18 protein-coding genes and 1 riboswitch are annotated in these 19,987 nt (G+C 64.6%); of the genes, 7 read left to right on the top strand and 11 right to left on the bottom strand.

Annotation, left to right across the window (positions count from 1 at the left end):
- Positions 1-35: 35 nt before the first annotated feature.
- Positions 36-572, top strand: coding sequence for a hypothetical protein (locus tag J7643_03015; protein MBO9539542.1), 537 nt, complete (start codon positions 36-38; stop codon positions 570-572).
- On the top strand, positions 573-845 hold the full coding sequence (locus J7643_03010; protein ID MBO9539541.1) for a hypothetical protein: 273 nt from the start codon (positions 573-575) through the stop codon (positions 843-845).
- Here J7643_03010 and J7643_03005 read toward each other — a convergent pair.
- Together J7643_03005 and J7643_03000 are read right to left on the bottom strand one after the other, a co-directional pair.
- Entirely contained in the window at positions 842-1,129 is a 288-nt protein-coding gene (locus tag J7643_03005; GenBank protein ID MBO9539540.1) for a hypothetical protein, read from the bottom strand. The two genes, J7643_03010 and J7643_03005, sit on opposite strands and share 4 nt — an antisense overlap.
- Before the next feature lie 88 nt (positions 1,130-1,217).
- Positions 1,218-3,071 (bottom strand): phosphoenolpyruvate carboxykinase (GTP), encoded by a 1,854-nt coding sequence (locus tag J7643_03000; GenBank protein ID MBO9539539.1) that lies wholly within the window; start codon positions 3,069-3,071, stop codon positions 1,218-1,220.
- A gap of 241 nt (positions 3,072-3,312) precedes the next feature.
- Between J7643_03000 and J7643_02995 the strand changes: the two genes are divergently transcribed.
- Complete coding sequence (locus J7643_02995) at positions 3,313-3,864, top strand: polyisoprenoid-binding protein (GenBank protein MBO9539538.1); 552 nt, start codon at positions 3,313-3,315, stop codon at positions 3,862-3,864.
- 53 nt (positions 3,865-3,917) lie between these two features.
- Here J7643_02995 and J7643_02990 read toward each other — a convergent pair whose 3' ends face one another.
- Complete coding sequence (locus tag J7643_02990; protein ID MBO9539537.1) at positions 3,918-4,241, bottom strand: cupin domain-containing protein; 324 nt, start codon at positions 4,239-4,241, stop codon at positions 3,918-3,920.
- Between the two features lie 133 nt (positions 4,242-4,374).
- Here J7643_02990 and J7643_02985 point away from each other — a divergent pair, with 133 nt between their 5' ends.
- Positions 4,375-5,508: a beta-lactamase family protein gene (locus J7643_02985; protein MBO9539536.1), complete on the top strand. Its 1,134-nt coding sequence runs from the start codon at positions 4,375-4,377 to the stop codon at positions 5,506-5,508.
- A gap of 60 nt (positions 5,509-5,568) precedes the next feature.
- Here the strand turns inward: J7643_02985 and J7643_02980 are convergent, their stop codons facing one another.
- From J7643_02980 to J7643_02955, 6 genes are all read right to left on the bottom strand, one after another.
- A complete protein-coding gene (locus tag J7643_02980; GenBank protein ID MBO9539535.1) occupies positions 5,569-6,576 on the bottom strand; it encodes a ribonucleotide-diphosphate reductase subunit beta in 1,008 nt (335 codons plus the stop codon).
- On the bottom strand, positions 6,576-8,876 hold the full coding sequence (locus J7643_02975; protein MBO9539534.1) for a ribonucleoside-diphosphate reductase subunit alpha: 2,301 nt from the start codon (positions 8,874-8,876) through the stop codon (positions 6,576-6,578). The genes J7643_02980 and J7643_02975 overlap by 1 nt, the downstream gene beginning before the upstream one ends.
- A gap of 20 nt (positions 8,877-8,896) precedes the next feature.
- Positions 8,897-9,934 (bottom strand): L-erythro-3,5-diaminohexanoate dehydrogenase, encoded by a 1,038-nt coding sequence (locus tag J7643_02970; protein MBO9539533.1) that lies wholly within the window; start codon positions 9,932-9,934, stop codon positions 8,897-8,899.
- Positions 9,927-10,406 (bottom strand): acyl-CoA thioesterase, encoded by a 480-nt coding sequence (locus tag J7643_02965; GenBank protein ID MBO9539532.1) that lies wholly within the window; start codon positions 10,404-10,406, stop codon positions 9,927-9,929. Before J7643_02965 ends, J7643_02970 begins: the two co-directional genes overlap by 8 nt.
- Positions 10,407-10,513: 107 nt before the next feature.
- A riboswitch (cobalamin riboswitch) is annotated at positions 10,514-10,636 on the bottom strand.
- Between the two features lie 47 nt (positions 10,637-10,683).
- Positions 10,684-11,385 (bottom strand): SDR family oxidoreductase, encoded by a 702-nt coding sequence (locus J7643_02960; GenBank protein MBO9539531.1) that lies wholly within the window; start codon positions 11,383-11,385, stop codon positions 10,684-10,686.
- 48 nt (positions 11,386-11,433) lie between these two features.
- Positions 11,434-11,832, bottom strand: a complete 399-nt coding sequence (locus J7643_02955; protein MBO9539530.1) for a cupredoxin domain-containing protein — start codon at positions 11,830-11,832, stop codon at positions 11,434-11,436.
- A gap of 171 nt (positions 11,833-12,003) precedes the next feature.
- Here J7643_02955 and J7643_02950 point away from each other — a divergent pair, with 171 nt between their 5' ends.
- From J7643_02950 to J7643_02940, 3 genes are read left to right on the top strand one after another with little or no spacing between them, the layout of a single operon-like run.
- A complete protein-coding gene (locus J7643_02950; protein ID MBO9539529.1) occupies positions 12,004-12,576 on the top strand; it encodes a hypothetical protein in 573 nt (190 codons plus the stop codon).
- Positions 12,566-13,159 (top strand): YceI family protein, encoded by a 594-nt coding sequence (locus J7643_02945; protein ID MBO9539528.1) that lies wholly within the window; start codon positions 12,566-12,568, stop codon positions 13,157-13,159. Before J7643_02950 ends, J7643_02945 begins: the two co-directional genes overlap by 11 nt.
- A 28-nt stretch (positions 13,160-13,187) precedes the next feature.
- A complete protein-coding gene (locus tag J7643_02940) occupies positions 13,188-13,724 on the top strand; it encodes a YceI family protein (GenBank protein ID MBO9539527.1) in 537 nt (178 codons plus the stop codon).
- 4 nt (positions 13,725-13,728) lie between these two features.
- Here the strand turns inward: J7643_02940 and J7643_02935 are convergent, their stop codons facing one another.
- Both J7643_02935 and J7643_02930 read right to left on the bottom strand, forming a co-directional pair.
- Positions 13,729-15,267, bottom strand: a complete 1,539-nt coding sequence (locus J7643_02935) for a response regulator (protein MBO9539526.1) — start codon at positions 15,265-15,267, stop codon at positions 13,729-13,731.
- Between the two features lies 1 nt (position 15,268).
- A complete protein-coding gene (locus J7643_02930; GenBank protein ID MBO9539525.1) occupies positions 15,269-19,894 on the bottom strand; it encodes a HAMP domain-containing protein in 4,626 nt (1,541 codons plus the stop codon).
- Positions 19,895-19,987 lie beyond the last annotated feature (93 nt).

Below are 19,987 nucleotides of genomic sequence, written 5' to 3'. Positions count from 1 at the left end.
GGTGTATGATTCTCCGGGTTAGGAAGGGAGTAGACGTGCGTCGCCTATTGCTGCTTGGATTGATCACCCTTTTCGCCGCGACTCCGCAACCGGCCGAAGCCGCCCTGGGCGGCAGCCGTGCCTCGTTCGAGCGCTTCTTGAAGCGGGTGCCGAAGTCACAATGGAAAATTATCCCCGACTCGGCCGATGGCGGCGTGCTGTACACCGGCCGGGTCGGCTCGCTCGGCACCATCGTGCGGGTGTACTACGACCAGGGCCGCGTCACGCACCAGAAGGTCGAGGTGGCCCTGCCCAACGACACCAGCGATGAGTTTGCCCTCGCCATCCTCACCCGCTTCATGAGCGAGTTCGCCGGTCATCCGGAAGAGCTCAAGCAGGTCATGACCACCCTGCGCACCATGCGCAAGACCGTGATGGCCTCGGGCCGCCGCAGCGCCCAGATGCCCTACCGCAACGCGCAGCTCACCCTTTCGCTCGATAGCTCCACCACCGAGTTCTCCGACGAAGTGCCTTGGGGAACGCTTTACTGGAAGGCCGAGGCGACCGCACGCCGCTCCGGCGGAGGAACCTAAATGCCTCGCGTAACCCGCACCTACGAGACCGACCTGGACGATCTGGCCTACCAGATCTCGCGCTCGGACAAGTTCACCGAGATCCGCGACGACTTCTCGTCCTCCGAAATCAGCGACGACGAAGCGCAGGAGAAGATCGAGAGCCTGGTCGACGGCGGCGCCTGTCGGCTGGACGGCGATCGCGGCCCCGAAGTACTGGAATGGGCCCTCTCCGAATCGGAGATGGCCCGCATGATTTCCCAGTTGTACCGTCAGTACCTCGGCGCCTTCTAAGCCTTCGGCATCAGGCTCCCGACGGTCCAGCCCTTGCCTGCGCGTTCCGCCTGGGCAGGGGCTGTTTTTACGGCCGGCGCCGACGCGCTGGCCGTCTCTTGGGGCGCGACGGCCACGCCGCTCAAGAGGGCCTTGATCCGATCCCAGCGCTGGACCTCCTCGTCGAGGAGTTTGACCAGCTCGCCGCGCTGCGGCTCGGCCAGGGACCCGGCGTGGGTCTTGAGGTTGGTGAGAAACTTGTCCAGGTAGCCGAGATCGCGCGCGAAGGACGCTTCTTGTGCCATACCGGTGCCTCCTTGGAAAGATGACGCGCGAATGGCGCAGCCCCTTGCTGGCGGCTGCGCCATTCGTCACGCGATCACAGGATCGAACTTATTCCTGGATTTCGGGGGCCAGGTGCCACTCCTCGGGCGAGCGCCAGAGACGGGACACCAAGAGACCACGCTCGTAGACGAACTCCTTGGGGAGCTTGTCCAAGAGGCCGAAGAAGAACTCCTCGTGCATGAGGCTCTCCTGCTTCCAGGCTTCGCGGTCGATGGCCATCAGCTCGTCGAACTTGCCGAAGTCGAAGTTGGCCATGCCCTTCCAGTCGATGTCCTCGTAGCGGGGCATCCAGCCCAGCGGGCTTTCGACCGCGTAGGCCGAGCCGTGGACGCGCTCGACGATCCACTTGAGGACGCGCATGTTGTCGCCGAAGCCGGGCCACAGGAACTCGCCGTTGGCGCCCTTGCGGAACCAGTTGACGTGGAAGATGCGCGGGGGGTTGGGGTTCTCGCGGCCCATCTTCAGCCAGTGGTTGAAGTAGTCGGCCATGTGGTAGCCGCAGAAGGGCAGCATCGCCATGGGGTCGCGACGGACGGTGCCGATCTTGCCGGCCGCGGCCGCGGTCGTCTCGGAGCCCATGGTCGCGCCCAGGTAGACGCCGTGCGACCAGTTGAACGCCTGGAAGACCAGAGGCACGGTCGTGGTGCGACGGCCGCCGAAGATGAACGCGCTGATGGGCACGCCGCTCGGGTTCTCCCAGTCGGGATCGATCGTCGGGTTCTGGTAGGCAGGGGCGGTGAAGCGGGCGTTGGGGTGCGCCGCCTTGCGGCCGCAGTCCGGGGTCCACTCCTGGCCGGTCCAGTCGATGAGCTTGGCAGGCGCGGTATCGGTCATGCCTTCCCACCACACGTCACCGTCGGGCGTGAGGGCCACGTTGGTGAAGATGGTGTCGCGCTTGATCGACTCCATGGCGTTGGGGTTGGAGCTGTACGAGGTGCCGGGGGCCACGCCGAAGTACCCGTTCTCGGGGTTGATGGCGTGCAGGCGGCCGTCAGCGCCGGGCTTGAGCCAGGCGATGTCGTCGCCGATGGTGGTGACCTTCCAGCCCTCGAAAGCGGCCGGGGGGATCAGCATGGCGAAGTTGGTCTTGCCGCAGGCGCTGGGGAACGCGGCCGCCACGTAGGTCTTCTCGCCCTTGGGGTCTTCGACGCCGAGGATGAGCATGTGCTCGGCCATCCAGCCCTGGTCGCGGCCCATGGCCGAGGCGATGCGCAGCGCGAAGCACTTCTTGCCCAACAGGGCGTTGCCGCCGTAGCCGCTGCCGAAGGACCAGATCGCGTGCTCTTCGGGGAAGTGCACGATGTACTTGTTGTCCTTGTTGCAGGGCCAGGCCACGTCCTTCTGGCCGGGGGCCAGCGGGGCGCCGACCGAGTGCATGCAGGGCACGAAGTCGCCGTCGCCGAGGACGTCGAGCACCTTCTGACCCATGCGGGTCATGATGCGCATGTTGGTGACGACGTTGGGCGAGTCGGTCAGCTCAACGCCGATCTGGGCGATGTGCGAGCCGATGGGGCCCATGCTGAAGGGCACCACGTACATGGTGCGACCGCGCATGCAGCCGTCGAACAGACCGTTGAGGGTCTCCTTCATCTGGTCGGGGTCCACCCAGTTGTTGGTGGGGCCGGCATCCTCCTTGCGGCGGCTGCAGATGAAGGTGCGGTCCTCGACGCGCGCGACGTCGTTCTGGTCAGAGCGCGCGAGGAAGCTACCGGGGCGCTTCTCGGGGTTGAGGCGGATATAGGTACCTGCGGTGACCATCTGGTCGCACAGGGTGTCGTACTCTTCTTGCGAGCCGTCGCACCAGTGGACGGCATCGGGCTTGCAAAGGGCGACCATCTTTTCGACCCAAGCGAGCAACTTTTTGTTGGTCGTCTTAGGGGGCAACGTCGCCAGCTTTTCCATGACCACTTTGTCTTCGCTCCCTTTGCTGATGGTTTCACGGTGATTTCGCGCCACTATGAAACCGAATCTGGGCTTACGTTCGAATATTGTCGCACATGAGAGCCCTTGCTTCCACCTCTTGACAGATGGTCCGCACTAGAACTATCATTCCACATAGTTCTAATTCAAACGGTCGCTCGCTGAACGATTGTTTAAGATTGTAATCAAAACGGGTTCGTCCCGCTTCAGAAAGGATGTCCGAATGCCTTGGCAGATCGATGCTTCCCACTCCCACGTCGGCTTCTCCGTGAAGCACATGATGGTCTCGACGGTGAAGGGCCAGTTCAAGACCTACAGCGGTTCGCTCGACATCAACGAGTCGGACCTCACCAAGTCGGTGATCTCGGGTGAAATCGAGGTCGCGAGCATCGACACCCGCGACAACGGCCGTGACGACCACCTGCGCTCGGCCGACTTCTTCGACGTGGCCAACTACCCCAAGATCACCTTCCAGAGCAAGCGCATCGAGGCCAAGGGCGGCAACGAGTACAAGGTGATCGGCGATATGACGATCCGCGGCGTCACCCACGAGGTCGTCCTGGATGCCGAGTACCACGGCCTGGCGAAGGATCCCTGGGGCGGCACCCGCACCGGCTTCACCGTCTCGGGCCAGATCAACCGCAAGGACTTCGGCCTGGTCTGGAACGCGGCCCTCGAGACCGGCGGCGTGCTGGTCGGCGAGAAGATCAAGCTCGAGCTCGAGATCGAAGCGGTGCTCCAGCAGGCGCCTGTCGCCGAGACCGTGGCCCAGTAGGACCATCACCTTCGAGGTCGAGGGGAGGCGCGCATGCGCCTCCCCTTTTCTTTTCATTGGGTGGCGGGCGGCGAGGTGGCCTCGATGGCCGAGAAGGTCTCGAGGATCTTGTAGGTGTGCGCCGCGCCGCGGGGCACGACCCAGGAGTCACCCGGTTCGAGCACGAGCATCTGCTCTTCGATGTGCAACTCGGCCTTGCCCTTGAGGACGTAGCCGACCGTTTCGTAGTCGCGACGGCTCATGGGCTTGTCCAGGCCGGGCTGCTCGTCCTGCCAGAGGCGCATGGCGACCGTGTTGCCCTTTGCGAGCAGGGCCTGGCCCTGAGCGCCGTGCTCTGAGCGCGAAGCATTGATTTTCGTGAGGTTCATCATCGCCATCGAGACCTCCTTTTCGAAACCAGGCCTGGAAAGTCGCCCAGTGTGGGACTATCCTAGAGAAAGTAAATGAAATCACAAGTGGCAACGGCGAATCGCGGCCACCTCTCGGCTCCCCGGAAAGGATGACGTCCCCATGCTCTCGCTGGAAATTCGAAACGACGCACAGGCACGGGTCCAGAGCCTACTCGATCGCCTGACCGAGAGCGGCGCGGAGCGCGGGTTGCAGGTGGCGGCCTACCTGAACGGCGAGCTCGTGATCGATGCCACCTCGGGCGTGGCGGATGCCGCTACCGGCCGCGAAGTCACCCCGGACACCCTGTTTCTGGCGTTCTCGGCGAGCAAGGGCGTCACCGCCACGGCGATCCACCTCATGGTGGAGGAGGCCGGCCTCTCGTACGATGACCGCATCGCGAAGTTCTGGCCGCAGTTCGCCGCCAACGGCAAGGGGGACGTGACCCTGCGACAGGTCCTCTCGCACTCGGCGGGCATCCCCCAGATGCCGGGCTGGATCACCCCCGAGAGCCTGGGCGACTGGGACCGGATCTGCGAGGCGATCGCCTCCTACGCGCCGCTCTGGACGCCGGGGACTCAGTCGGGCTACCACGCCATGACCTTCGGCTGGATTCTCGGCGAGGTGCTGCGCCGCGTGGACGGTCGCCTTCTCGGGCATTTCGTCCAAGAGGAAATCGCCGCCCCTCTGGGCCTCGAGCGCCTGTACTTCGGAGTACCCGCCGAGCGTGACGGCGAGGTCGCCATCCTTGAGAGCGGTCCCATCCGCAAGAAGGCCATGTCGGTGGACGCCCTGATCCTCAAGGCAATTCCCATCGCGGTGACTCCGTCGCCCAAGGTCTACAACCGCCCGGACGTTCGTCAGGCCTCGATCCCGGCTGCAGGCGGCGTCATGACGGCGCGGGCCCTGGCCAAGATGTACGCGTCCTTGATCGGCGAGGTGGATGGCGTGCGCCTGTTCACCCCCGAGCGCATGGCGGCGGCCACCGCGCTCCAGTTCGACGCCCTTGACCCGGTGCTGGACGAGACCATCCCCAAGGCGCTCGGCTACTTCCTCGGCACCTCGGGCTCACCGATGAGCGAGCGGCGGCGGGCCTTCGGGCATCCGGGTGCCGGGGGCAGCATCGGCTTCGCGGATCCCGAGACCGGCTTCGCCTTCGCCCTCTTGAAGAACCGGCTCATCTGGGAAAGCCACACCAGCCCCCAGACGGCACTGCAAGTGGCCCAAGAGGCGCGCGCAGCTCTGGGGCTCGCCTAGCGCGTCCCCTTTACCAGAAAAAAGGCGCCCCCCACGTTATCGTGGGGGGCGCCTTTTCATCTAGAACGCTTCCTCGAAGCTGATCTTTTCGATCTTGAGGTCGAAGCCCTTCTGGTACTCCGTGACGCGCTTCTCGAAGAAGTTGGTCAGGGGCTGGACGTCCTGCAGCGCCATGAAGGGGAAGGGGTTCGAGACCCGGTAGCGCGGTGTGAAGCCCATCTCCTGCAGGCGCAGGTCCGCGCAGTGCTGGAGGTACTGGGTCATCTGACCCTTGGTCAAGCCGGTGATGCCGAACTGGAGGGCATCCTCGCAGAACTGGAGCTCGACCGCGATGGCTTCGTCCAGCATGCGGTGGATCAGTCCTTCGAGCTCCGGCCCGAAGAGGTGCGGGTACTCGAGACGGATGGCTTCGAGCGCCTTCATGGCGGCGGTGATGTGCATGCTCTCGTCCCGGAAGACCCAGTTGGTCGCCGTCGCAAGACCAGGCAGCAAGCCCTTGCTGCGCAGGAAGTAGACGTAGGCGAAGGACCCGAAGAAGAACAGCCCCTCGATGCAGGCCGCGAAGCAGATGAGGTTCAGGACGAACTGCTGGCGCTTCTCGTCGGTGTCGAGCTTGTCCAGATCCTCGATGGCGTCCATGTAGCGGAAGGCGAAGTCCGCCTTGAGCTTGACGCTCGGGATGTTCTGGTAGGCGGTGAAGGCCTCGGCCCGCTCGTCCGGATCCGGCAGGTAGGTATCGACCAGGAGCAGGTAGGTCTCCACGTGCAGCATCTCGTCGAAGAGTTGCTTGCCGAGAAACATCCGGAACTCCGGCGAGTTGACGTGCTTGTAGAGGTTGAGGACCAGGTTGTGCGCCACGATGTTGTCGGCGGTGGCGAAGAAGGCCACCAGGCGCTTGATGAGATGCGCCTCCTGGGGACTGATGCGGTCCCTGAGGTGGGCGATGTCCACCGAGAAGTCGATCTCGTCGGTGGTCCAGATGTTCTTGAGCGAATCCCGGTACAGCTGGAAGAACTGGGGATAGCGCATGGGACGGAGCGTCAGCTCCAGATGAGGGTCGAGCAGCATTATTGACAGGCCTCGCAGGATTCAGGGTTTTCGAGAGAGCAGGCGATCGCCGCCGAGTCGACGACGGCTTCGACGGTGGTCTTGCGGATGCGGGTCTTGGCGCGGCTGCGCAGGTAGTAGGTGCTCTTGAGGCCGCGCTTCCAGGCGTACATGTACATGCTGGAGAGCTTGCCCAGGGTGGGCTCTTCCTGGAACAGGTTCAGGGACTGGGATTGGCAGATGAAGGCCGAGCGCTCGGCCGCCATGTCGATGAGCGCCTTCTGCGAGATCTCCCAGGCGGTCTTGTACAGAGCCTTGAGGTCCTCCGGGATCTCGGGGATGTTCTGGATCGAGCCTTCGCTCGACACGAGCTGGGCGCGCACCGCGCTGGTCCAGAGGCCCCGGGCCTGGAGGTCACGCACCAGGTAGCGGTTGATTTGCAGGAACTCGCCCGAGAGCGTCTCGCGCTTGAAGAGGTTGGAGACCTGGGGTTCGATGCACTCGTAGCTGCCGACGATGGACCCGATGGTCGCGGTCGGCGCGATCGCAACCAGCAGGCTGTTGCGCACCCCGTCGCGCTGGATGCGCGCGCGCAGGGCCTCCCAGTCCTCGTGCAGGGCGGGCACGGGTTGTCCTGCTTCCTTCGCCAGGTCGAACTGGAGCTGGCCCTGGGCGTAGCGCGACTCTTCGAAGGCGGGGAAGCGATCGCCCGCGCTCGCCGAGAGGGCCTCGAAGTAGATGACCTCCGAGAGGCGGTTCGAGAGCTGGCGCGCCTCATCCGACTCGAAGGGCAGACGCAGCTTGAAGAACAGGTCCTGGAGGCCCATCAGGCCCAGGCCCACCGGCCGCCAGCGCTGATTGGAGGCCGCCGCCTCGGGGGTGGGGTAGAAGTTGCGGTCCACGACGCGATCGAGGAAGCGCACGGCGAGGCGCACGACCTCGCGCAAGCCGTCCCAGTCCACCCGGCCGTCCTTGGTGACGCATGCGGCGAGGTTCACCGAGCCCAGGTTGCACACAGCGGTCTCGGCCCCACTCGTGACCTCCAGGATCTCGGTGCAGAGGTTGCTCGAGTGAATCACGTTCGTCGGCAGCAGGGTCTGGGCCGAGCGTGCGTTGGCGGTGTCCTTGAAGCACATCCAGCCGTTGCCCGTCTCGGCGAGGGTCTGGATCATGCGGCCGTAGAGGGCGCGGGCGCTCAGGGTCTTGCGGGCATAGCCATCGGCTTCGAGCTGGGTGTAGCGGGCCTCGAAGGCCTCGCCCCACAGATCGACCAGCTCGGGGTGCTCCGAGGGGCAGAACAGGCTCCAGTCGCCGTCTGCTTCGACCCGACGCATGAAGAGATCGGGAATCCAGAGAGCCAGGTTGAGGTGGTGAGTGCGCCGCTCCTCGGCGCCGGTGTTGTTTCGCAGTTCGAGGAAGGCCTCGATGTCCGGGTGCCAGGGCTGCACGTAGATGGCCGCCGCGCCCTTGCGCTTGCCCCCCTGATTCACCGCATGCACCGACGAATCGAGCACCTTGAGGAACGGCACCAGGCCGCTGCTCACCCCGTTGTTGCCCTTGATGAGCGCCCCCGAGCCGCGCACGGGAGTCCAGTCGATGCCGATCCCACCCGACCACTTGGAGAGGCGGGCGCAATCGGCGTAAGCCTTGTAGATCCCCTCCAGCGAGTCGTCGCCCACCGTCAGCAGGTAGCACGAGGACATCTGCGGGTGGCGGGTGCCCGAGTTGAAGAGGGTCGGCGACGCCGGCATGTACCGGAAGGCGCTGACGATGTCGTAGAAGGCGATCGCCTCTTCGACCGTTTCGGAGAGGCCGAGCGCCACGCGCATGAACATCCACTGGGGCCGTTCGATGACCTGGCGGGAGCGGGGATGGCGCAGCAGGTAGCGGTCGTAGACCGTCTTGAGGCCGAAGTACTCGAAGTGGCCGTCGCGCCCGTGGTCCAAGGCCGCTTCGATCGCCGCGAGGGCCGACTCGGCGAGCGCACGAACCGCCGGATCGAGCAGGCCTAGAAATTCGGCCTCGCGCAGGTACGCCCCGAAGGTGCGATCGCAGCCGACCTCCTCGGCCACGTAGGCCGAGAGCAGGCGCGCAGCGACGCGCGAGTAGTCGGGCTCCTCGGTCACCAGCATGACGGCTGTTGCGATGGACCGCTCGTCCAGCTCGCGGGTGGTGCTCCCCTCGTGCAGCCCGGCGATGGTCTGCTTCGCGATCTCGATGGGGTCCACCCCCCTCAATCCTTCGCAGGCCCGAGTGGCCGCGCGGAGGATCTTGTCGAACTGGACGTCTTCCTTCGTGCCGTCCCGCTTGATTACCTGCATGCGCTCATCCTTTCAGTTGTCTAGGAACCTGTCATGGCTTCCAGGCGCTCGCGCAGGACGGGCTGCTCGCGCACCAGCGCAAGTGCCTCCTCGGGCGCCGACGGCAGGAGGCCGAACCCGACGAGCATCCGCACGTCGCGCCCCACCGCCTCGGCGCCGAGCGCTGCCGCCTGGAACGAGGTCGCCATGTTGAAGTAGTAAATCTCGCCGCCCTCCCGGCAGCACGCCACCGCCCCCACCTCGGTGCCCCGGGCGCTCGCGCAGTCGATCACCCCGTCCATCAGGTCGCCGCCGGAAGCTTCGAGCACCGCGCGGCTCAGCTCGGGGGCGCGGGTGGCGTCGGCGAGCACCGGTGTCACCCACTCCGGCAGGTCCTTGAGGCGCGACAGCTCGTGCCTCAAGGGAACCACCGCGACGACTTGGCCCTCGGGGCCCACCGCCTCGGCGGCCGCATAGGTGGCAAGCAAGCCGGCCTTTCCGGCGGCCCCGATGACGAGCACCCGCGCGCCGGGCTTTGCGAGCCGTCGGGTCTGGGGCACGACCCCACACACATCGAAGACGCCGAGCGCGAGTGGCAAGGGTAGGTCGGCCGGGATCCGCGCGTAGCGTGCGGCCGGCGAGAGGATCGCGCGGCCTTCGACCGCGAGCTGGTGGGTGTTGGCGTCCATGCCTCGGACCGCCGAGAGGGAAAGCGGCACCACGGTGTTGGAGACAAGCGTCACCACGGGCTCGCCCAGGGCGATCTCGCCGAGGCGATCGCCTCCGATTTGGGCCACGCGCCCCATCATCACCCCACCCGAGCCGGTGCGAGGGTTGTGCATCTTGCCGCGCTCGGCCACGATGGCGAGCACCTCGGCCGCCACCTCATCCTGGTCGCCCCCGTGACGCTCCCACAGGTCGCGGAAGCTGGTGGCGTCGAGATTCAGGCGCTCCACGTCGAGGAGGATCTCGCTCGGTTCGAGTTCGGAAGCGGGATTCAGGGACCAGGCGTCGTAGGGGGTGCTGCCGTCAGGCGTGAGCACCCGCGAAAGGCCTTCGAGGGTCATAGCGCTAGGCATGGGCCCTCCGCAGGCGGCTCGCCTTCAGATGGGCGACGAACTCCCACTCGGCCTTCGCCTCGGGGGTCTCGGCGACGAGCGTCGGCACCGAGGTCGGCTTGCCGTCGGCGTCCACCGCGACCATGTGGAAGTAACCATCCGTCGCATGCTCACGGGTCGCGCGGAGCGGGTCCTCGGCGTAGAGGCTGACCCGTACGGTCAGCGAGGTACGGCCGGTGTGGACCACGTGCGCGATCGCCTCGACCATGTGGCCGTGCTTGATCGGGTGGTGAAAGTCGATGCGCTCGGTGGAGGCCGTCACCATGGCCTGCTGCGCGAAGCGGGAAGCGGCCAGGAAGGCGGCACGGTCCATGAGTTCGAGGACCTTGCCCCCGAACATGGTGCCGTAGTGGTTCGTGGCGCCGGGAAAGACGGTCTCGACGATCCGGATCGGCGCTGACCGATCGGGAGTGATGGGGTTGTGGTTGGGCATGGGTGCTCCTCACGCGTGAGCCGCGGTCCGTACCGCGAGGCGTGGAAGGAGCATGGCGGGGACAGAGGATCGCCCGCATGCATGCCACTCTTTTGCCTCGAAGAGCTGGGACACGCGTCAATCCTGGTAGGCGATCGGGCTTACGAGACGAACTCGCTTACCGTTGCGGGACAGCACCGGATTCTCACCGGATTTCCCCTAGCCAGGCGACCTAAACGTTAAGACAGGATAAAGAAGTCGAGCGCGGTTGTCAACGCGACGAAAGGCGCAAGCCCTCTTAGAGGCTGGGATACAGCGCTTCCGCGTCCTGGGCGAAGTAGCGGCCGCTCGGCTTGTGGCCCTCGATCAGGTCGAGAAAGGCGGGCACGCTGACCTCCGGCGGATGCAGGTAGTTGAGGTTCTCGCCGGGGCACGACTCCTGGAAGAGCTGGGTGCGCATCTCGCCCGGATCGACCCAGTAAATCCGCCACTGGGGGTTCTCGAGGGCGAGAGTGCCCGAGAGGTGATCGAGCATGGCCTTACTCGCCCCGTATCCGCCCCAGCCTTCGTAGCAATCGGGAGCCGCATCACTGCTTACGTTGACCACGCAAGCCCCCGGCCTGAGCAGGTCACGAAGGTCCTGAACCATGGCAAGAGGCGCCAGGGCGTTGATGCGGCAAACGCGCTCCAGCTCGTCGAGGGGGAAGTCCAGGAGCTGGGGCCGGGGGCTCGGGCCGAGGATCGCGGCGTTGTTGACCAGCAAATCCAGGCCGCCCAGGGACCGAACGGCCTCCGCGAGGCGCGCGCGGTGCAGAGGATCGGCCACGTCGCCCGGGATTCCTTGCACCCAGGTCTTATCCGCGAGATCGTCGCACACCTCCTGAAGCGCCTCTGCGCCGCGAGCGGTCAAGACGAGGACCCACCCCTTGGCTGCGAGCGCGTGCGAAAGCGCCCGTCCCAGACCGCGGGACGCACCGGTAATCAAGGCAATACGCGTCATGCCCTCATGATGGCGCGCACCAATCGGCCGGTCAAGACGAAGGGGGGCTCAGCGAACGACCACCTTGGCGCGCATGTTGGGGTGGGGCGTGCAGAGGTACTCGAAGGTTCCCGCATTGTCGAAGCGCTGGGTAAACGTCTCACCGTTGCGGTGCAACCCCGAGTCCCAGGCAAAGGCCGAGCCCTCGACGGACTTGGCGTTGTGAGCCACCGCGTCCTCGAAGCGCCAGGTCACCGTGCCGCCGCGTGGGATCTCGACCGTCGCGGGCTGGAACGCGAAGTTGCGGACCGTCACCGTCACGGCATTGGCTGCGGGTTGCTCGCTGCCTGTCGGCGCCGCGCTGGGCGTTGGGGTGGGTTTCGGCCCGCCCCCGCCCCCGGCAGGAGCAGAGGTGCAGCTCCCCGCTAGGACAAGAACCAGCAAAAGCACGGGCCCCAGCAGGCGCATCGCGGCCTCCTCTCCTCACGTCCGAAACGCAACGATGGTAGCCGAACAGCAGGCAAGCAAGCCCAACGCGACCGCCGAACTCTTTTGGCTGGGGTGCACAATTCCTGAGGCACTCGGCGCGCTACGCTTGCTCGTATCCATGGCGGGCCCATCGCCTTCGAGGAGAATCCCATGACCGTGCCACCCATGCAGCCTGTTCTCGGTCGCCTCATGTCACTCGCTTACGGCGGCATGCTCGCAAGCGGCCTCGTCTTCGCTCCTCAGGCGCTCGCCGAACCGCTCCCCTTGCCCGCGGCCTCGGATGCCGAGCGTCTCGATCGCGAGGCCGCCATCCGTGGCAACCAGTTACAGTTGCATCAAGGCTTGGCACTCGCCGCGCTCGGCAGCATGGTCCTGACCGCGGGGCTTGGGCTCTACGCCACCAACTTCTCGGCACCCGAACAGCACGCGCTCTTCCAGAGCATCCACATGGGTCTCGGTGGCATCACGACGGGCCTCTACCTGGGAGCCGCGGGCCTCGCCCTCACCGCTCCGTCGGGCTATCCCATCGAGCGCTCGGGGTGGGACGCGGTGACGATCCACCGCAACCTGGGGTGGCTTCACGGCGCGGCCCTCGCAACCACCGTCACCCTCGGGATCTTGACCGCCACCGGTCGCATCCCCCCCAGCACCCACGGCATCGCCGGCGGCACGACCCTCGGTCTGATGACCCTCTCAGCGGGGGTGATCGTCTTTGACTTCTAACGTTCGCCCATTCGGGCTCGGGGTGATGCTCGGCATCACAGCGCTCCAGGCACCCGCCTGGGGGGCCGAGCCGCTGCATTACTCCTTCACCCCCGAGAGCACCGTGACCTACCGCGTGAGCCACCCGTTGCACGGCGCCACGGGAGTCTCGCACCAGCTGTCGGGGGCGGTTTCGATCACGCCGGGGACATCTCCCGAGCTGGTGCTCCCCTTGCGGTTCACCGTGCCCCTCGCCTCCTTCGACAGCGGCAACCGCAACCGCGATCGCAACATGCTCTCGGTCATGAGCGCGGCGCGCTATCCCGAGGCCATCCTCGTCATCGAGCGCGTCAGCTGGGTCAACAAGCAAACGAGCGGCAGCCAGACCCGCGCCGAGGGCACAGGAACGGGTACGCTCACCCTCAGGGGGATGAGCCGTCCGATCACGGTGTCGCTGAGCGGCAGCCTGAACGGCCCTCGCCTTGAGGTGACCAGCCGCTTCTCGGTGCTGCTATCCGAGTACGGCATCGAGCGCCCGAGCCTCTTGTTCCGACCCATTGACGACCGGGTGGATCTCGAGATCATGGGGATCGCCGCGCGCTGATCCCGCAACCCGCGCAAAGGAGGCCGCCATGCCATGGGTCATCGATAAGAGGCACAGCAACGTGGGCTTCACCATCCGCCACATCGTGACCAAGGTCCGGGGGCGATTCAGCGAGTACGAGGCCAACATCCAGCTCAACGAGGAGGACCTCATCCACTCCAAGTTCAGCGGCACCATCCAGGTGGCGAGCATCGACACCAACGAAGCTGAGCGCGACAAGCACCTGCGCTCGGCCGAGTTCTTCGACGTGGCGCACTACCCGACCATGACGTACGAAAGCACCCGCATCCAGGCCCTGGGCAACAACGTCTTCCGGGTCTACGGGAACCTCACCATCCGCGACGTCACGCGCGAGATCGTGGTCGAGGGCGAGTTCGCGGGCCCTCCCAAGAAGGACCCATGGGGGGTGCTCAGGAGCGGCCTGAGCGCGAGCGGCACCATCGATCGCCACGAGTTCGGCCTGGTCTGGAACGTCCCGCTCGAAGCCGGCGGCGTCCTGGTCGGCACCACGGTCACCATGCAGCTCGATCTCGAACTGATGTGGGAAGACGGCAAGCAAACTTGAGGCCTCAGCAGGGCAGCTCGACCTGTTCGATCGGAATGCTGAAGCAAATGGTAGCGCCCCTCTCGAGCCCCGGACTCCTCGCCACGATATGCCCTCCATGGGCCTCGACCAGGACCTTTGCGATGCTGAGGCCGAGCCCCGTCCCGCCGGCCTCCCGCGTCGTGCTCATGTCGACCTGGGTGAAGCGCTCGAAGATCTTGGACAGGTTCTCCGGGGCGATGCCGATCCCGGCGTCCTCGACCGCGATGACCATTTCCGCGTCCTCGATCTTGCCGCTGATCGCGACCGTCCCGCCTTCGTAGCTGAACTTGATGGCGTTCTCGAGCACGTTGTACAGGACCTGAAGCATCCGCCGCATGTCGCACTCGACCACCAGCGGTCCCTCGAGGTGGGTGTTGATCGTGATCCGCTTCTCGCTCGCAAACTCTTCCAGCAGCGCGACGGTCTCCTCGATCGCGGGCGCAAAATCCGCGCGATCGTAGCTCAGCTTGAACTGCCCCGCGCGGACCCGGGAAAGATCGAGCAAGTTGTTGACGAGCTTGACCAGCTGATCCGCGCCTTTGACGATCTTCTTCACGCTGCCATGCTGCTCGGGGTTGAGGGGGCCCTGGAGCCCGTCCTCCAGAATGTCGGCAAACCCCATGATGGCGTTGAGCGGGGTTCTCAGCTCGTGACTGACAACCGACAGGAACTCGTCCTTAAGGGTGTCCACCTTCTGGAGGGTCTCGATCTGGGTCAGCTGCAAGCGCTCACGGGCCACCCGATCGGCGACGTTCGTGCAGAAGACGAGCACCCCTTTGAGCGCCGCCTCCTTCTCGAGGACCGGATGGAGGAGAACCTCGTAACAAGGGGGGATACTCCCTTCTCGTGGACAACCATCCATGAGCTCGGGCAGCTTATACGGTTCCTTGCGCGCCTGAACCTGCCGCAACGCTTCGAGCAAGTTCGGCTTATCGGCGATCGCCTCCGACGCAGGACGGCCGATGAGCTCCTCGCGCGTCTTATCGAGCAGATCGAGCGCCACCGCGTTGGCTGACAAGAAGACCAGCGAAGCATCCAGGTAGACGATGCCGGCAGGCGTGTTGGCGAAAACTTCCTCGATCAGACGCTTTTGAGCGTCGAGCTCATCCACGTGAGCAGCCAGCTCCGCCTCGTAGAGGGCGAGATCCACGAAGACCGTGACCTTCTGGCGCAGGATCTCCGGCTCGAAGGGTTTGGTCAGGTAATCGACCGCCCCGAGGGCGTAGCCTCGAAAGGCGAAGCGCTCTTCTCGGTAGGCGCCGGTCATGAAGATGATGGGGATCCGGCGCGTCTTCTTGCGCTGCTTGAGGGCCTTGGCGACCTCGAAGCCATCCATCCCCGTCATCTGGATGTCGAGGACGATGACGGCGGCCTCGCCATCCAGCAGAAACCTCAACGCCGCTTCGCCGCTCCTGGCGAGGATCAGGTTCTGATCGAGGCTCGCCAGGCTCGCCTCGAGCGCCAGAAGCTCCTCGGGCTGATCGTCCACCAGCAGGATATTGACCTTCTCTTCCTTCGGCATGCTAGCCTGCCTTGCCGATCTTGGCAGGGAGCCAGCGACTCAGGAGCGCGACGAGCTGATCGAGGTCGACGGGCTTGGCGATGTAGTCGGAGGCTCCGGCCTTGAGGGCCTCTTCTCGGTCGCCCGGCATGGCCTTGGCCGTCAGCGCGATGATGGGAAGGCCCTTGAAGGCTGGGATCGCGCGAATGATCCGCATGGCGTCGTACCCACTCATCTCGGGCATCATGATGTCCATCAGGACCAGGTCGATGTCCGGGTGGGCCTTGAGGGTGCTGATGCCGTCCTGCCCGTTCTCCGCGAACAAGGCCGTCATGCCGTAGGCTTCGAGCGCGCTCGCCAGCGCGAAGATGCTGCGCACGTCGTCGTCCACGATGAGCACCGTTCGCTCCGAGAGTAAGGCCTGGGCCTCTCCGGGCGGATGGGATTCAGGCGGCGAGGGCGGCGCGGGTTCCGACGGTTCGTGCATGGGGGCAGCCGGGGGTTTGTAGCCGAAGGCGGCCGCCAGGTGCTTGAGACGGTTCATGTCCGCCTCCGAGAGGTCTTGCCCGACGTGGATGAGAAGGGGGAGGTTCTGGATCTCGAGCTCCAAGCCCAGGCGCTCCCAGAGCTCCTCGGGCGTCATGTCGGCAATCCCACCCTTCGTGACCAGGCAATCGAAAGCCTTTTCCTTGAGCGCTGCGATGGCTTCGGCGCCCGTCGCGACAGCGGTCAATTCGAGGTTTTCGGCTTCGAGTAGGCGCATGATCTCGTTGCGCTTCGCTGCATCGCTGTCGAGGACCAGCACGCTTCCGACCTTTTTCTCGAGGATGGCCGAAACCTGTCCAAGCAGGCTTTCGAGCTGTTCCTTGGCCACGGGCTTCTGGAGGTAGGCGAAGGCGCCAAGTTTGTTCTCTTGTTCCGGTCTGCTGACCACCGAGATGACGAAGACAGGAATCTGGCTGTAGCGAGGATGGCTTCGGATCCAATTCATGACGTCCCAGCCGCTCACGTCCGGCATCTTGAGGTCGAGGCTGATCGCGTTGGGATGATAGCGCTGGATGAGGGCGATCGCCGTCTCGCCGTTCGGCGCAATGATCCCTTTGAAGCCCTTTTCTCTGGCCATCGTCAGGAGGATCCGGGCAAAAGCCAGGTCATCCTCCACGATGAGCAAGACCTTGTCGCCAACCTTGAGATCGTTTCGATCGTCCGCCACGGCGAGCTCGCTTGGCTCGCCGGACTTTGGCTCGCTAGGTTTCGCCTCGGCGAGGGGCTCTTCGAGCATCGTCACGCTCAAGCGATTGGCGATGGCCTCGGGCCGACGGGCCTCGAAGACGGGCCGCGGCGCGATGGGCCCCTCGAATTTCCGGGGCAGGAAGAGCGTAAAGGTGCTTCCCTTGCCCACTTCGCTCTGGAGGTGAATCTCGCCGCCGAGCAAGTTGGCGATTTCGCGGCTGATGGTCAGCCCCAGCCCCGTGCCGCCGTATTTGCGAGCGATGGAGCTGTCGGCCTGCTGGAAAGCCTCGAAGATGACGCTCTGCTTGTCCTTGGGGATGCCCGGTCCGGTGTCGGTGATCGAGAAGGCCAGGACCTGGTCGGCCTCTTTCAAGCCCGCGCTCCGGAAGAGGGTGCCCTTTTCCGCCAAGCCGATGCGCAAGACGATCTGACCGTGCTCCGTGAACTTGAAGGCGTTGGAGAGCAAGTTCTTCAGAATTTGCTGGAGGCGCTGCTCGTCCGTGTAGAGGCTATCCGGTGTTCCGGGCTCGGTCATGACCAGGAAATCGAGGCCTTTCTGCTGGGCCATGGGCCTGAAGGTGACCTCCAGATACGCCAAGAGGTCGTCGAGCGAAACGTGCTTGGCGGCGATCTCCATCTTGCCCGACTCCACCTTGGAGAGATCCAGGATCTCGTTGATGAGGTTGAGCAGATCGTTGCCTGCCGTGTAGACGGTGCTCGAGAACTCCACCTGCTTTGGCGTCAGGTTCTGGTCCTTGTTCTCCGCCAGGAGCTTGGCCAGGATCATGATGCTGTTGAGCGGGGTGCGCAGCTCGTGCGACATGTTGGCGAGGAACTCGGACTTGTACTTGGAGACCTGGGCCAGTTGCTTGGCCTTTTCTTCGAGCGATGCGCTCGCAAGCTCGACTTCTTTGTTCTTCACTTCGAGCAGCCGTGCTTTGTCTTCCAGACTCTTGGTCTGCCCTTCGAGCATCGCATTGGAGCGGGTGAGCTCCTGGAGCAGCTCCTCGGTGCGCATGGTGGCCGAGATGGTGTTCATCACGACCCCCAGGCGATCCATGAGCTGCTCCAGGAAGCTCTGATGGATGGGGCTAAAGGGCTCGAAGGAGGCGAGCTCGATGATGGCCTTGACCTCCCCTTCGAAGATCACGGGCAGCACGATGATGTTGACCGGTGAGCCCTCGCCGAGACCGCTCGAGATCTTGATGTAGTCGTCTGGCACGTGCGAGAGCAAGATGCTCTGCTTCTCCAGCGCGGACTGTCCGACCAGGCCCTCACCGAGGTGGAAGCGATTGGCAAGGTTCTTTCGCTCTCGATACGCATAGCTGCTGATGAGCTTCAGGGTGCTATCCCCGGTCTTGCCGCTTTCCGCCAGGTAGAAGACCCCGTGCTGGCCGCCGACCGCGGGTGTCAGCTCGGACATGATGAGCTTCGCGACCCCCATCAGGCTCTTCTGCCCCTGCATGAGGCCCGTGAACTTGGCGAGATTGGTTTTCAGCCAATCTTGCTCCGTGTTCTGCTTGGTCGTCGCCCTGAGGTTCGCGATCATCTGGTTGATGTTGTCCTTGAGCTCCGCCACCTCGCCCTTGGCATGGATGCTGATGGAGCGGCTGAGATCCCCCTTCGTGACGGCGGTCGAAACCTCGGCGATGGCGCGCACCTGATTGGTGAGGTTCTCGGCCAGCTGGTTGACGTTGTCGGTCAAATCCTTCCAGGTGCCGCTGACGCCAGGGACTTTCGCCTGCCCACCGAGCTTCCCTTCGATGCCGACCTCGCGGGCCACCGAGATGACCTGGTCCGAGAAGAGGCTCAGCGTGTCGGTCATGTTGTTGATGGTCTCGGCGAGGTCCGCGATCTCGCCCCGGACCTCGAGCCGTAGCTTCTTCTTCAGATCGCCGTTGGCGACCGCCGTCACGACCTGAACGATGCCTCGCACCTGATTGGTCAGATTCCCGGCCATGAAGTTGACGCTCTCGGTCAGGTCCCGCCAGGTGCCGCTGACGCCTTTCACCTGCGCCTGGCCCCCCAGCTTGCCCTCCGAGCCCACTTCCCGGGCCACGCGGGTGACTTCGCTCGCGAACGAGTTGAGCTGGTCGACCATGGTGTTGATGGTGTTCTTCAGCTCCAGGATCTCGCCTTTGACGTCCACCGTGATCTTCTGCGACAGGTCGCCTTTGGCGATCGCGGTCGAGACCTGCGCGATGTTTCGCACCTGGTTGGTCAGATTACCGGCCATGAAGTTGACGCTCTCGGTCAGGTCCTTCCAGGTCCCGCTGACACCCTTTACCTGAGCCTGGCCCCCCAGCATCCCTTCCGAACCGACCTCGCGGGCCACGCGGGTGACCTCACCCGCAAACGCGTTAAGCTGGTCCACCATCGTGTTGATGGTGTTCTTGAGCTCGAGCATCTCGCCTTTGACATCCACCGTGATCTTCTGAGAGAGGTCGCCCTTGGCGATCGCCGTCGAGACCTGGGCGATGTTTCGCACCTGGTTGGTGAGGTTCCCGGCCATGAAGTTGACGCTGTCGGTCAAATCGCGCCAGGTCCCACTCACCCCCTTGACCTCGGCCTGGCCGCCCAGCTTCCCCTCGGATCCCACCTCTCGGGCGACCCTCGTCACTTCGCTCGCGAAGGAGTTGAGCTGGTCCACCATGGTGTTGAGGGTATTCTTGAGCTCGAGCATCTCGCCCCTGACATCCACCGTGATCTTCTGCGACAGGTCGCCCTTGGCGACCGCGGTCGAGACCTGGGCGATGTTGCGCACCTGGTTGGTCAGATTACCGGCCATGAAGTTGACGCTCTCGGTCAGGTCCTTCCAGGTGCCGCTCACGCCCTTCACCTGGGCCTGACCGCCCAGCTTGCCCTCCGAGCCCACTTCGCGAGCCACCCGGGTGACCTCACCCGCAAACGCGTTAAGCTGGTCCACCATCTGATTGACGGTGGTGCCGATTTGCAGGAACTCGCCCTTGATCGCCACACCCTCGATTTCCAGCGGCATCTTGTGGGTGAGATCGCCCTCGGCAACCGAGATGATGACGCGGCCCACCTCCGAGATGGGCTGGATGAGGTCCTCGATGAGAAGGTTGATGGCGTCGAGGGTGAGCTTCCAGCTCCCTTGCAGGCCGGCGAGGTTCGCCCGCTCGCCCATGTGGCCTTCCTGCCCGATGACCCGCCGAATTCGCAGATGCTCGTCCGTGACCTTCTGGTTGATCTCGACGAAGCCGTTGAACGCCTGGAAGATGTCGGCCAGCACGCCATCGGAAACGAGGGGAAGGCGCACCGAGAAATCCCCGTTCTTGGCCCGGAGCATCGCTTCCAGGAGGGTCTTCAGCTGTTCTTCGGAGGGCGGGGCGTACGCGCGCGCGACTCGGGCATCTCGAGAAGCCATGGGCGCTTTCCTGTGCTTGCCGGCCATAGTCCTCTCCCATCTATCGGTGATGAGGCTGCTTGAAAACAAGGACGATTGCTATGCCACACAATTTCGCCTCATATATGCCAACCTGAGCAC

This window comes from bacterium, assembly GCA_017744355.1.
Classification (GTDB): Bacteria; Cyanobacteriota; Sericytochromatia; order S15B-MN24; family UBA4093; genus JAGIBK01.
The sequence above is the reverse complement of the archived record's forward strand: the minus strand, read 5'-3'. Positions and strand labels throughout refer to the sequence as shown.